At 63.6% G+C, this 13,066-nt stretch carries 10 protein-coding genes; 7 read left to right on the forward strand and 3 right to left on the reverse strand.

The window, feature by feature from the left end:
- The 6 genes from xdhA to M529_RS47315 are packed head-to-tail and all read left to right on the forward strand — an operon-like array spanning position 1 to position 8,055.
- Positions 1-1,431: a xanthine dehydrogenase small subunit gene (gene xdhA / locus M529_RS47290; RefSeq protein ID WP_021320167.1), complete on the forward strand. Its 1,431-nt coding sequence runs from the start codon at positions 1-3 to the stop codon at positions 1,429-1,431.
- Positions 1,424-3,733, forward strand: a complete 2,310-nt coding sequence (gene xdhB, locus M529_RS47295) for a xanthine dehydrogenase molybdopterin binding subunit (protein WP_021320168.1) — start codon at positions 1,424-1,426, stop codon at positions 3,731-3,733. Before xdhA ends, xdhB begins: the two co-directional genes overlap by 8 nt.
- Positions 3,730-4,650, forward strand: coding sequence for a xanthine dehydrogenase accessory protein XdhC (gene xdhC / locus M529_RS47300; protein WP_021320169.1), 921 nt, complete (start codon positions 3,730-3,732; stop codon positions 4,648-4,650). The genes xdhB and xdhC overlap by 4 nt, the downstream gene beginning before the upstream one ends.
- The gene (gene guaD, locus M529_RS47305) at positions 4,647-5,945 is read left to right on the forward strand and encodes a guanine deaminase (protein ID WP_021320170.1); all 1,299 of its coding nucleotides are present in this window, start codon (positions 4,647-4,649) and stop codon (positions 5,943-5,945) included. The genes xdhC and guaD overlap by 4 nt, the downstream gene beginning before the upstream one ends.
- Positions 5,942-6,958, forward strand: coding sequence for an adenosine deaminase (locus M529_RS47310; protein ID WP_021320171.1), 1,017 nt, complete (start codon positions 5,942-5,944; stop codon positions 6,956-6,958). The genes guaD and M529_RS47310 overlap by 4 nt, the downstream gene beginning before the upstream one ends.
- Positions 6,955-8,055 carry a nucleoside hydrolase gene (locus tag M529_RS47315; protein WP_021320172.1) on the forward strand — a complete coding sequence of 367 codons (1,101 nt, stop codon included), beginning with the start codon at positions 6,955-6,957 and terminating at the stop codon, positions 8,053-8,055. Before M529_RS47310 ends, M529_RS47315 begins: the two co-directional genes overlap by 4 nt.
- A gap of 6 nt (positions 8,056-8,061) precedes the next feature.
- Here M529_RS47315 and M529_RS47320 read toward each other — a convergent pair whose 3' ends face one another.
- From M529_RS47320 to M529_RS47330, 3 genes are all read right to left on the reverse strand, one after another.
- Entirely contained in the window at positions 8,062-8,640 is a 579-nt protein-coding gene (locus M529_RS47320) for an LOG family protein (protein WP_021320173.1), read from the reverse strand.
- Between the two features lie 11 nt (positions 8,641-8,651).
- Positions 8,652-9,182, reverse strand: a complete 531-nt coding sequence (locus M529_RS47325; protein ID WP_021320174.1) for a phosphoribosyltransferase — start codon at positions 9,180-9,182, stop codon at positions 8,652-8,654.
- A gap of 75 nt (positions 9,183-9,257) precedes the next feature.
- A complete protein-coding gene (locus M529_RS47330) occupies positions 9,258-10,193 on the reverse strand; it encodes a LysR family transcriptional regulator (protein WP_021320175.1) in 936 nt (311 codons plus the stop codon).
- 268 nt (positions 10,194-10,461) lie between these two features.
- Between M529_RS47330 and M529_RS47335 the strand changes: the two genes are divergently transcribed.
- Complete coding sequence (locus M529_RS47335; protein ID WP_031295863.1) at positions 10,462-12,936, forward strand: TonB-dependent siderophore receptor; 2,475 nt, start codon at positions 10,462-10,464, stop codon at positions 12,934-12,936.
- The last annotated feature ends 130 nt before the right edge of the window (positions 12,937-13,066 follow it).

Below are 13,066 nucleotides of genomic sequence, written 5' to 3' on the forward strand. Positions count from 1 at the left end.
ATGGGCGTGCGCTTCCTGCTCGACGGCGAAGTCGTGGAAATCGCCGACGTCGATCCCACCGCAACGCTGCTCGATCATCTTCGTTACAATATGGGTCGCACCGGCACGAAGGAGGGCTGCGCGGAAGGGGACTGCGGCGCGTGCACCGTGCTGGTGGGCGAACTGGCCGGAGACAACGTGCAATGGCGTGCGGTCAACGCCTGCATCACTTTCCTGCCGATGCTGGACGGCCGGGCGCTGATGACCGTCGAGAGCTTGGGCTGCGCAGACGGCACGCTCAATCCGCTGCAAGCCTGCATGGCGGCTAACGGCAGTTCGCAATGCGGCTTCTGCACGCCGGGCTTCGTCATGTCGCTCCATGGCCGCTGCATTGGCGCGAGCGGCCATGATCTGCCGGTCGCGGATGTGATTGCGGGCAATCTCTGCCGCTGCACCGGCTATGGGCCGATCCTGGCGGCGGGGGAGGAGACGGGTCCGTTGACGCGGGATGACGCAGCGGCGGTGCTGGCCCTGAAGAACCTGTCTTCGCGCGAGACCGTATCGGGCAACCATCAGGGCCGACAATGGTTCGCACCCCGGACCGGCGCGGCGCTGGCGGAGCTTCTGGTCGAACATCCGGGCGCGCGTATGGTGGCGGGGGCGACCGATGTCGGTCTGTGGGTGACGAAAGGTCTTAGGACCATCGAAACGCTTATCTTCCTGGCAAATATCGACGAGTTGCGGGGGATCGAGGAAGACGCCAAGGGTCTGCGGCTCGGCGCCGGCGTCCGCTATGCCGACGCGCACGCGGCCCTTGCGCGGCTGCACCCGGATCTTGGCGAACTGGTGCGCCGGATCGGCGGGCTTCAGGTGCGCAATGCCGGTACGGTCGGCGGCAATATCGCCAATGGTTCACCGATCGGCGACGGCCCGCCGGCACTCATAGCGATGGGGGCGGAATTGACATTGCGCAGCCGTGAAGGCCGCCGCACGATACCGCTGGAGGCCTATTTCCTTGATTATGGCAAACAGGACCGCAAGCCGGGAGAATTTGTCGAAAGCGTGTGGATTCCCAGGCCCGCAAAGGACGCGGTGGTGCATATATCCAAGCTTTCGCTGCGGTTTGACAGCGATATTTCAGCAGTCTGCGGCGCATTCAACCTCTCGGTCGCGGCCGGAACGATCACGAGCGCACGCATTGCGTTCGGCGGCATGGCGGCCACGCCGCGCCGGGCGCACGCTTGCGAAGCCGCGCTGACGGGCAGGCCATTTACGCGCGCGACCTTCGACGATGCGGCCGCCGCGCTGCGTATCGACTATGCGCCCCTCACCGACGTTCGGGGATCGTCTGAATATCGCCTGGAGGCTGCCGCCAGCCTTTTGCTGCGCCTGTGGCATGGCGTGCAGGGCGATGCGGTGTCCGTCCTGGACAGGCGGATCGCACATGGCTGAGCGCGATCTGGACCGGCCGGTGCGGGCCAAACCCTCTCATCCGCATGACAGTGCAAGGCTCCATGTCAGCGGCTTGGCACGCTACGCCGACGACGTGGCGGAACCAGCCGACATGCTCCACCTCGCCTTCGGCCAGAGCAGCCAGGCCCATGCTCGCATCACCTCCATGGACCTCGATGCCGTGCGTGCGGCCCCCGGCGTGGTCGCCGTCTTCACCGCTGCCGACATTCCCGGTGTGAATGATGTCAGCCCGGTCGCGGGCGACGACCGGCTGCTGGCCGATGGGGAAGTGCTTTATGTGGGGCAGGCGGTCTTCCTGGTCGCCGCCAACAGCCAGATGGCGGCGCGCAGGGCGGCGCGGCTCGGCAGGATCGACTATGAACCGTTGCCCGCACTTCTCGACATCGCGGCGGCACAGGCGGCGGGATCGCGGATCGAACCCACGCAGCGCATGGCGCGGGGCGACGTCGAGCCCGCCCTTGCGGCCGCGCCGTTCAGCATCACCGGTGGCTTTGACATCGGCGGGCAGGACCATTTCTATCTGGAGGGGCAGGTGGCCGTCGCGACCCCGGGCGAGGACGGGCAGATGCACATTCTCTCCTCCACTCAGCATCCCAGCGAAGTGCAGCATCTGGTTGCCCATATGCTTCATTGCAGTTCGGCCGACGTGACGGTCGAGGTCCGCCGCATGGGGGGCGCCTTCGGGGGCAAGGAAACGCAGGCCGCCCTGTTCGCCGGTGCTGCCGCGCTGGTGGCGCATCGCACCGGCCGCCCCGCCAAGTTCCGCTGCGACCGGGACGACGACATGGCGATGACCGGCAAGCGTCATGCTTTTCGCATCGGCTATGATGTCGGTTTCGACGCACGGGGGCAGGTGCTGGCGCTCAAGCTGCGTCTGGCCTCGCGCTGTGGGGCGACGGTGGACCTGTCGCCCGCGATCAACGATCGCGCGATGTTTCATGCCGACAACTGCTATTATCTGCCCGCTGTCGAGATCGTTTCGGAGCGGTTGAGGACCAACACCGTTTCCGACACCGCGTTTCGCGGTTTCGGTGGGCCTCAGGGCATGATTGCGATCGAACGGATCATGGATGATGTCGCCGCGCATCTCGGTCTGGACCCGCTCGACGTCAGGACGACCAATCTTTACCGCCCCGGCCGCGACGTCACGCCCTACGGCATGACGATCGTCGACAATATCGCGCCGCAGATTATCGATCGCCTGCGTGCCGACGCTTGTTATGACGCGCGTAGCCGGGAGATCGCCGCCTTCAACGCGGCAAGCCCCGTCATCAGAAAGGGGATCGCGCTGACTCCGGTCAAGTTCGGGATCAGCTTCACCACGACCCATCTCAATCAGGCGGGCGCGCTGGTGCTGGTCTATGCCGACGGCAGTATCCAGATCAACCATGGCGGCACCGAAATGGGCCAGGGCCTTTACATAAAGGTCGCGCAAGTCGTGGCCGACGTGTTCGCCGTACCGATCGACCGGGTGCGGATCACCGCGACCCGGACCGACAAGGTGCCCAACACCTCTGCGACGGCGGCGTCGTCCGGCGCGGACCTGAATGGCATGGCCGCATATAATGCCGCGATGACCATTCGCCAGCGGCTGACCGACTTCGCGGCGCGGACCTTCAACTGCTCGGTTGAAGCGGTGCATTTCACCCCCGAGGGCGTCATCGCGGGTAAGGAAAACCTGTCCTTCGCCCAGCTCTGCCGCAAGGCGCATATCGGCCGTATTTCGCTTGCATCGACCGGCTATTATGCGACGCCTGACATCGCCTATGACCGCGCCGCGCATAAGGGGCGGCCTTTCTATTATTTCGCCTATGGCGCGGCGGTCAGCGAGGTCGCGGTCGACCTGCTGACCGGGGAGCATAAAGTGCTGCAGGTGGACATCATCCATGATGTCGGCAGGTCGCTCAATCCGGCCATCGATACCGGCCAGATCGAAGGCGGGTTCCTGCAGGGCCAGGGCTGGCTGACGACGGAGGAACTGGTCTTTGACGACAAGGGCCGCCTCCTGACCCACTCCCCGGCGACGTACAAGATCCCGACAGCGTCGGATCGGCCGCTGCGCATGACCATCTCCCTCTGGGATGGGGAGAATGTGCAGCCGACCATCAATCGGTCGAAAGCGGTCGGAGAGCCGCCCTTCATGCTGGCGATCTCGGTCTTCTCTGCCCTTGCGCGCGCGATTGCCTCGGTCGCCCCGGACAAGCGCGCGCTTCCCTCGCTCAGCGCGCCGGCGACGCCCGAACGCATCCTTCGCGCCGTGCGGGAGCATCGCGCGCAATGATGGAGTGGCTCGGTTGGCTGGATGATGTCGCTCGCAAGAAATCCAGCGCATTGGTCAGCATCCTTGCCAGCGAAGGCTCAGCACCGCGCGGAGCGGGATCGCGCATGCTGGTGACCGCCGACGCGCTGCTGGGCACGATCGGAGGCGGGCAACTGGAATATCGGGCGGTGGAACAGGCGCGGGCGATCTTGGCGCTGCCGCCTGGCAGCTGGCGTGTGCAGGACTATCCGCTGGGGCCGCTGCTTGGCCAATGCTGCGGCGGACGGGTGCGGCTGTTGATCGAGCATGTCGATCCGGCGGCGCTCGGCTGGATCGCCGACGCGGGCGAGGACCGGGCGCTGGTTTCGATCTTCGCGGCCGACCGCATCGACCGGCATTGTACGCGCGCCATGCCGGCGTCTCCGCTGTCGGCACGGGGCGATCGGCCGCGGGCGGGGAGCAGCGTGGTGGAGATATTCGGAGAGCGACCACGCCCCCTCTATCTGTTCGGCGCGGGCCATGTCGGCCAGGCGATCGCCCGTCATTGCGCGGGCCTGCCCTTCCGCCTGGCCTGGTTCGACACACGGCCGGTGTTCGACACGGTCGAGGGCGTCACCGTCGTGCCCGAAGCCGCGATTGAGCAATGCGTCGCCGAAGCGCCGGAGGACGCGGCAATCTTGATCCTGACGCACGATCACGCACTCGATTACAGCCTGATCAAGGCGGCGCTCGCCAGGCCGCCGGTCGCTTTCGTCGGGCTGATCGGGTCCGATACCAAGCGGGCGCGCTTCCATGCCCGGCTGGAACGGGATGGGATAGACGCCGAAGCGCAGGCGCACCTGACCTGTCCGATCGGCATAACGGACATCGCCGGCAAGGAGCCCGACGTCATCGCCATCGCCACCCTCGCCCAGCTGCTTCAAATGAGAAGCCGATGACGCTTAAAGCCTATCGCGGCGAAATCCTGTCGGTCCAGCACGATCCGCGCCACCGTCCCGACGCCACCCGGCACGAGTCCGACGGGCTGCTGGTGATGGAGGACGGGATTATCGTGGCACGGGGCGCTTATGCTGATTTGGCCGACCGCTATCCGGGCGTCGCCGTGGAAAATCTGCCCGGCCTGATCGTGCCGGGTTTCGTCGATGCGCATGTCCACTATCCCCAGATGGACCGCATCGCTGCCCATGGCGAACAGCTGCTCGACTGGTTGGAAAGGCATATCTTTCCGGCCGAAAAGGCCTTCGCCGATCGCGCGCATGCAAGCGAAGTGGCGGGGGTGTTTCTGGACGAACTGCTCCGCAACGGCACGACCAGCGCGCTGGTCTTCCCTACGGTCCATGCCCACTCGGTCGATGCGCTGTTCGACGCGGCGATCGCGCGCAACATGCGGATCGCGTCGGGCAAGGTGCTGATGGACCTGGGGCCGGACGGCCTTCGCGACACGATTGAGGCCGCGCGCGAGGATAGCGAGGCGCTGATCCGCCGCTGGCGCAGCCGAGGGCGCCTCTCTTACGCGGTGACGCCGCGCTTCGCGCTGACCTCCAGCGACGCGCAGCTGAGACTGGCCGGCGATCTGCTGGCCGCGCATCCCGATGTGCTGCTGCACACGCATCTTGCGGAAAATCTGCGGGAATGTGCGGCGGTGATTGATCGTTTTCCCGACGCCTATCATTATCTCGACGCCTATGACCGGTTCGGCTTGGTGGGCGCGCGGTCGGTCTTCGCCCACGGCATCCATATGTGCGACCGGTCCTGCGCGCGGATGGCAGAGACGGGCGCGGGCATTGCTATATGCCCCAGCTCCAACCTATTCCTGGGGTCGGGCTTCTTCGATTTCGTTCAGGCGGACGCGCATGGCATCCGGCTGGGCCTGGGCACCGACGTGGGCGCGGGCACCTCATTCTCGATGCTCTTCACTGCCGGTCTCGCTTATCAGGCCGCGTTGGCGCGCGGCACCGCGCTCGATCCGTTCTTCGGGCTTTACCTGGCGACGGCGGGCAGCGCCGCGCTCCTGCATATCGGTGACCGGGTCGGCAGCCTCGAACTGGGGCAGGAGGCCGATTTCGTGGTGCTGGATAGCAATGCGACGCCCCTGATCGCACGCCGGACTGCCGGCGCATCACTGGCCGAGAGGCTGTTCGCGCTACAGATATTGGGCGACGATCGCGCGATCATGCGTACCTACATCATGGGCGAATGCGCCTGGGACAGAAATGCCGGAGGATCATCGTGACCGATCTCGACAGTTTCATCGCCGGCCTGCCCAAGGCGGAACTGCACCTGCATATCGAAGGCAGCCTGGAGCCGGAGCTGATGTTCGCGCTCGCTAAACGGAACGGCATCGCTATCCCCTATGCTTCGGTCGAAGATGTGCGCGCAGCCTACGCCTTCTCCAACCTCCAGGATTTTCTCGACATTTATTATGCCGGGGCGGACGTTCTGCGGACGCGGCAGGATTTTCACGATCTCACGACCGCCTATTTCGAACGAGCGGCGGCGGACGGCGTGCGCCATGCCGAGATCATGTTCGACCCGCAAACCCACACGGCGCGCGGCATCGCGTTCGAGACAGTGATCGAGGGGCTCCTATCCGCCTGCGCGGAAGCAGAAGCAAATCATGGCCTTACCAGCCGTCTCATCCTCTGCTTCCTGCGCCATCTGAGCGAAGCCCAAGCCTTCGAGACGCTGGCGCAAGCCGAACCTTGGCTCGACCGGATCACGGCGGTGGGCCTGGACTCCTCGGAGATCGGCCATCCGCCGGAGAAATTCGCCCGCGTCTTCGCCGCCGCGCGGGACAAGGGACTGAAACTGGTCGCCCATGCGGGAGAAGAGGGGCCGCCCGCTTATGTCCATGAGGCGCTCGACATTCTGCACGTCGACCGCATCGACCATGGCAACCGGTCGCTGGAGGATGTGGCGCTGACGGACCGGCTGGCGCGCGAGGGTATGACCCTGACGGTCTGCCCGCTCTCCAATCTGAAGCTGTGCGTGATCGACCGAATGGAGGATCATCCGATCGACCGGATGCTGGAGCAGGGCCTCCACGCCACGATCAATTCCGACGATCCGGCCTATTTCGGCGGCTATGTCGCCGACAATTACCGTGCGGTCGCGGCGGCACGCGGATTGACGCGCGCGCAACTCGCCACACTGGCGCGCAACAGCTTCATCGGTTCCTTCCTGCCGCCCGATGCGGTGTCCGCGCATCTCAAACGGATCGACACATATTTGGCGGCACAACCATGAGGCTGCTGTCCATTATCCTCGTCGTCCTGCTGTCGGTCAGCGCCGTGCAGGCGCAGGACAACCGGCGTAAGGTCATCATCGACGATGAAGGCTTTGCGCTGATGCATCTGATGCTGCTCCAGGCGCCTGATGTCGATGTACTGGGCATCACCACCGTGTCGGGCAATGTCTGGGCCAACCGCGCCACCGCGATGGCGCTGCGCGGGCTGGAGATTGCGGGCCGGACCGACGTGCCGGTCGTTCAGGGCGCGACCTATCCCCTGCTCAATTCCGAAAAGCTGACCGATCGGTGGGAAGCACTCTACGGCAAGCTCACCTGGAAGGGCGCGTGGATGAAGCAATGGGTGGAGCCCACCCAGCAGAGCACGCCGCCCTATTTCGGTCCCGACGATCCCGTGCATCTTCCCGAAGGTGACCCGACCACCAAGCCGGCCGATGAGATCGCCGCCAATTTCCTGATCCGCATGGTCCGTCGCTATCCGGGCGAGGTCACGATCATCGCCTGCGGGCCGCTTACCAATCTGGCGCTGGCACAGCGGCTCGACCCGGCCTTTGCGGCGTTGGCGAGGGAACTGGTCTATATGGGCGGCAGCCTCAATCCCCGACAGACGCTCGACAATGTGTCGGCGGAGCAGTTCGCCCGGGAGTTCGTCAATACGCCGCGCCGCGAATTCAACATGCGTTTCGATCCCGAAGCCGCCAGCATCGTTTCGCGCAGCCCGTGGCGGAAGATCACCATCGTGCCGGTTGATCCCTCGACCGACACGCAGCGCACCAGGGCGCTCCTCGATCGCATGGCGAAGGCAGCGCCGCCCACGCTGGCCACCTATATCGGCGCGATGGAGCCGGGCTTTCCGCTATGGGACGAGATTGCCGCTGGCGTGTGGCTCGACCCCGGCATGATCAGCCGGCGCGAAATGTTGTTCATCGACTACAACACGCAGTTTGGGCCAGGCTATGGCGACATGCTGTCCTGGCACCGCGACTATCGGCCGGACTTGGGCGAGCAGCCGGCCGAGGTCGTCAGGACGATCGACACCAAGCGGTTGGAGGCGCTGATGGTGCGGCTGATGGGGGAACGGCGCAAAGCGGACTGATGCGCTTCAGACGTCGTCCGCGCCCAGCCAATGCTCGGTCTTGGGAGGCAGATATTGCGCCATCCGGTCGAGCAGCACGTCTGGCTCATCCTCCACCAGCAACATCGCGCGATGCCGCGGCTGCAGGAAGCCTTCCTCCACCACCTGATCGATGAACCGGGCCATCGGCGTGTAGAAGCCGTTGACGTTGAGCAGGCCACACGGCTTTTCGTGATAGCCAAGCTGCGACCAGCACCAGGCTTCGAATATCTCTTCCAACGTGCCGATACCGCCCGGTAGGCAAATGAAGCCATCGGCGAACTTCGCCATCATCGCCTTGCGCTCGTGCATCGTCTTGACGACATGCAGCTGCGTGATGCCTTGATGGTCATGCTCCCGCGCGCGCAGCGCTTCGGGGATGACGCCGATCACCTCGCCTCCGGCGGCGCAGACGGCATCGGCGATGATCCCCATCAGCCCGACGGTGCCGCCGCCATAGACGAGGCCGATCCCGCGCTCGGCAAGCAACGCCCCGACCCGCTCAGCCGCCTGTGCATAGACGGGCGAGCGGCCGGGCGAAGAGCCGAGATAGACGCAGATACGCAAATCTTCCTCCCTCAGGCGAGACGCTCGGGGACGGACAGCGCTTCCTCGATGATCGCGTTGCGCGTGCCGACCGCTTCCCAGGGGAAGACGAACCATCGCTTGTCTTCCTCCCGGTCGATCATCTGCGCCCAATAGTCGACGGTCGCGCGCGACCGGCTGTTGTTGATGAGGACGGCGAAACGAAGGTTGGCGCCCTCGCAATCATTGTCCGCCAGCAACCGGCGGACATAGGCGATGGTGCCGCCGCTATCGTTGATGTCGTCGATGAAAAGTAGCTTCACGCCGGCCGCGCTCTTGGCGGCGACCTTCGCCAGCAGTTCGTCGGCAAAGCCCGGCACCTTGGAGCTATGGTCGATCGACAGCATCGGCAGGTCGGCATGATGCGAGATGTAAACCGCCGGCACGAGGCCGCCGCGCCCGATACCGATCACGAAGTCGGGTTTCCAGTCGCCGTCGGTTATTTGTCGTGCGACGCTTCTGACATCGGTCAGAAACGCCTGGTCGGTGATATAGTGAAGTTCAGGGGCGGCCTCTATGCTCATTACGCGAATCCGTTAAGTCTGGAAATCCGCCGCTATCGGGTCGGCAGGCTTTGGGCAATCGGAACGCGACAAAAGTTACAGGTCGCTCGGCCCTTCGATCGACAGGGGATAGCTGAGCTGGCCGAAGCCGTTCTCGATCTCCTGCAGCATCATCGCGGCGGCATAGGAAGGCGTGCGGGCCGAAGCCGTGCACAGGCCCAGCGTCATCGGCCGCAGGATCGGATCGGAGATCCGCGTAAAAGACAACAGACCCCGCTGCACTTCAGTGATAACGTCCAGCGACGTCAGAATGCCGATACCGACGCCTTGCAACACGAGTGAGGTGATCATCTGGATATTGTCGGAGGACACGGCTTTTTCCATGATCACGCCGGTCGTGCCTTCCAGTACTGAAACCTGCTCATATACGGCGAGCGGCTGTGCCGGTACGATCAGTTTCGACCCGCTACAGGCGGAAAAGCGCGCCTCCCGCTTCGCGCCGAACGGATGGCCGCTGGGCGTTACGAAGCCCAGCACGACGTCAACGAAGGCGCGTACCGCCAGGTCGCGAAAACTTTGCGGATCGAAGAAAATGCCGAAATCCACCTCACCCCGAGCCGTTGCCTGCCGAGCCAAGTCGTTTTCCAGCACCCTTACCCCAACGCTGATTCCCGGATATTTGCCTTGGATTGATTGGATGACGGACGGAATATACCCCTTCGCCAGGGCGTCGATGACGGCGATATCGACATGGCCACGCTTGAGGCCGCGCAAATCCTCTATCTGCGCGCGGACGTCGGCCATATTCTTCTGCCACTTGCTGCCTGCGGCCATCATGATCTCGCCCGCCGCAGTCAGGCGAAGGCCGGTCGGGAGGCGCTCGAAGAGCGGCATGCCTAGATTGGCTTCGACATTCAGTATTTGCCGGTCGATCGCGGAGGCCGAGACGTTCAACTCGTCCGCCGCCCGCCGGATCGAACCCAGTCGGCCAACTGCGAGAAAATACCGAAGAAAGCGGGAAAGAGCCGGCATGCCAACCTATTTTTTGCAACGCGGCGTCGATTTCATGGCATTTGCTCGCAACCCGTCAAGCCCCTAATTCCTCCTGTGAATATATTCCGCGCCACGCGACACGGGTCGTCGGGGGTCATCGCAAGGGCGGAGCAGTCAACGTAATTGTCCCGCAGCATCCAATCATGCGCGGCGGCATCTTTCGAAAATGACGGAGAGGAGATCAGGGAAAGAACCGGGGCGCACTGCCACAAGGCGGCGCTCGACGGGCAAAGGGGGGTATATAATAATGACTAACATGAATTCGTCGGCCGTCGAACAGAACATCGCGTCCCAAAAATCCGCACGGGGCGCTCCCTACCACCTCATCGCAGCCGGCCTGCTGGCCTGCACTGCATTGACGGCACCCGCTTTGGCGCAGAGCCCCGCGCCCGCCGAAGAACCGACAGACGATATCGTCGTCACCGGCGCGCTCGATGCGCTGCCGGTCAAGAATGTCGGTTCCATCTTCGGCTTCGACAAGACGATCGTGGAAACACCGCGCTCCGCCTCGACCATCTCCAAGGAGCAGATCGAGCGTTTCGGTATCACGGACATCTATGATCTGGTCGCCCAGGCGCCCGGCACCTTCACCAACAGCTTCTTCGGCGTCGGCGGCGCACTCGACATTCGCGGCACGCCGGGCGAAGTCTATTTCCGCGGTATGCGCCGGCTCGACAACCCGGGCAACTATCCAACCCCGATCGCGGCGTCGGATCGCATCGACATTGTGCGTGGCCCGGCCTCGCCCATTTATGGCCCATCCAAGACCGGCGGCTATATGAATTTCGTGCCCAAATCGGCACGCGTCGCCGACGGCAAGCTGCGCGACAAGGCGTCGGGCGAACTCAGCTACACCCGCGGCAGTTGGGACATGAACATCTTCAAGGGCGAGGTGTCCGGCCCGCTCAAGATCGGCGAGCAGGAATTCGGCTACAGTCTGTTCGGCCAATATGAGGATGACGGCAGCTATTATCGCAACATGGATACCAAGCAATATATACTGCAGGGCTCGTTTGACACCGATCTGTCCGACCATGTCCGCATCGAATGGGGCGGCCAATATCAGAACTACAAGGGCCAGCAAAATGGCGGCTGGAACCGTCTGACGCAGGAACTGGTCGACAACGGCACCTATATCACCGGCCAGGCCCAGCCGATCGACACCGATGGCGACGGGCAGATTTCGCAGCAGGAAATCAATGTCGTGTCGCCCGGCGGCCTGTCGATCTTCGGCGGCTTTGCCTGCGGCGGCGGCGTTTTCGCCTCCTCGATTACCGACGCCTGCTACGCCGGCGGTCCGCTCAACCTCGTCAACACCGGCACGGCCAAATTGAGCCGCCGCGACACGCTGACAGGCAAGGACGACAAGCTCAACAACAAGGGTACGACTCTCTATTTCGACACCATCTACACCGCTGACAGCGGGTTCGAGCTGAAAAACCAGTGGTTCTATGACAGCTACAAGAATCTGAACGAGAACGCCTATGGCTTCTCGCAATTCCATGACAGTTGGGTGGTCGAGGACAAGATCGTCGCGTCCAAGACGTTTGAGAGCGACATAGGCAAATTCGCCTTCCAGCTCTCTCCCTCCATCCGCTACACCAGCTTCAAGCATGGCGACGATTTCAACTATGAATATTTCCACCGCGTCGACCTGACCGTCGGCTATGACGCGCTGTCGGACCGGTTGCTGTCGACCGAATGCGACTGCGATTTCACCAACTATGTCGTTGGCCACTATAGCGACCTAGCCTTTGCGGGGTTGGCGGATCTCGACTTCGCCTTCGGCCTGGATGTGACGCTGGGCGCGCGCTACGACCATCTGGACGTCAAGGCGACCAACATCACATCGAAGATGGAGGCGCCCGATCCCGATCCGGTCAATAACAACGCCAGCGGTAGCAAGGGCGCCTGGTCCTGGTCGGCCAGCGCCAACTACAAGCTGCCTTTCGGCCTCATCCCCTATGGCACGGTCGCCCGGCAATCGACCGTCATCGCGGGGCAGGGTGCAGAAATCTACCCGACCGACGTGCTTGCCGGCACCTATATCTCCGCGTCGAAACTCTATGAGGCGGGGATGAAGGGCAGCTGGCTCGACAACACGCTTTATGCCGCCGTGTCGGTCTACAAGCAGAAGCGCACCGACTATAATGTCCAGTCGATCACGGTGAACCAGTCGGTCGAAACCAAGGGTCTGGAAGCCGAACTGCGCTGGTCAGTCGACAAGCATCTCCTGATCACCGGCGCCTATACCCACACCAATGTCTACAATCTGACCGCGCTGCACGACGGCACGCTGTTCAGCTTCTTCGGCATCGACGATCTGGTCAACGTTACTGATCCCACCCTCTATCTCGGCGGCCAGCCGATCGGCCTGGTGCCGATCACCAGCAGGAGCGATTCCAAACGCGCCGGTATTCCCGAAAATATGTTCTCGGCGACGGCGACCTACGCGTTCGATTTCGGCCTCGCCCTGTCAGGCAGTGTGGTCCATGTCGACTCGGTCTATTCGGGCCAGAGCCAGGCGGTGAAGCTCCCTGCCTATACGACCGTGGACCTCAGCGCGTCCTACGAGACCGGGCCCTTCCTGTTCCGGCTGGTCGTCAAGAATGCGACCAATGAGAAATATTTCCGCGCCAACTTTACCGAATTGTTCGGCAGCACGATTGTGCTGCCGGAACGTCCGCGTAGCTTCCAGGCATCGGCGGTGTACAAGTTCTGATGAACAGGGGGTGCCCGGCTGGTTCGGCGCCCCCTCCATCGTGCTCCTGCGGATGCGGGCGTTCCGGCGCGGTGTGCGTAACGCCGCTCCGGGCTTCGCCCACCGCAGGAGCACGAACCAGTTATGCGCT

The organism is Sphingobium ummariense RL-3 (genome assembly GCF_000447205.1).
Taxonomy (GTDB): Bacteria; Pseudomonadota; Alphaproteobacteria; order Sphingomonadales; family Sphingomonadaceae; genus Sphingobium; species Sphingobium ummariense.

What these genes read in the sequence shown, in the direction of transcription:
- xdhA (WP_021320167.1), top strand. Translation starts at nt 1, where the DNA reads ATGGGCGTGCGCTTCCTGCTCGACGGCGAAGTCGTGGAAATCGCCGAC.
- xdhB (WP_021320168.1), top strand. Translation starts at nt 1,424, where the DNA reads ATGGCTGAGCGCGATCTGGACCGGCCGGTGCGGGCCAAACCCTCTCAT.
- xdhC (WP_021320169.1), top strand. Translation starts at nt 3,730, where the DNA reads ATGATGGAGTGGCTCGGTTGGCTGGATGATGTCGCTCGCAAGAAATCC.
- guaD (WP_021320170.1), top strand. Translation starts at nt 4,647, where the DNA reads ATGACGCTTAAAGCCTATCGCGGCGAAATCCTGTCGGTCCAGCACGAT.
- M529_RS47315 (WP_021320172.1), top strand. Translation starts at nt 6,955, where the DNA reads ATGAGGCTGCTGTCCATTATCCTCGTCGTCCTGCTGTCGGTCAGCGCC.
- M529_RS47325 (WP_021320174.1), bottom strand. Translation starts at nt 9,182, where the DNA reads ATGAGCATAGAGGCCGCCCCTGAACTTCACTATATCACCGACCAGGCG.
- M529_RS47330 (WP_021320175.1), bottom strand. Translation starts at nt 10,193, where the DNA reads ATGCCGGCTCTTTCCCGCTTTCTTCGGTATTTTCTCGCAGTTGGCCGA.
- M529_RS47335 (WP_031295863.1), top strand. Translation starts at nt 10,462, where the DNA reads ATGACTAACATGAATTCGTCGGCCGTCGAACAGAACATCGCGTCCCAA.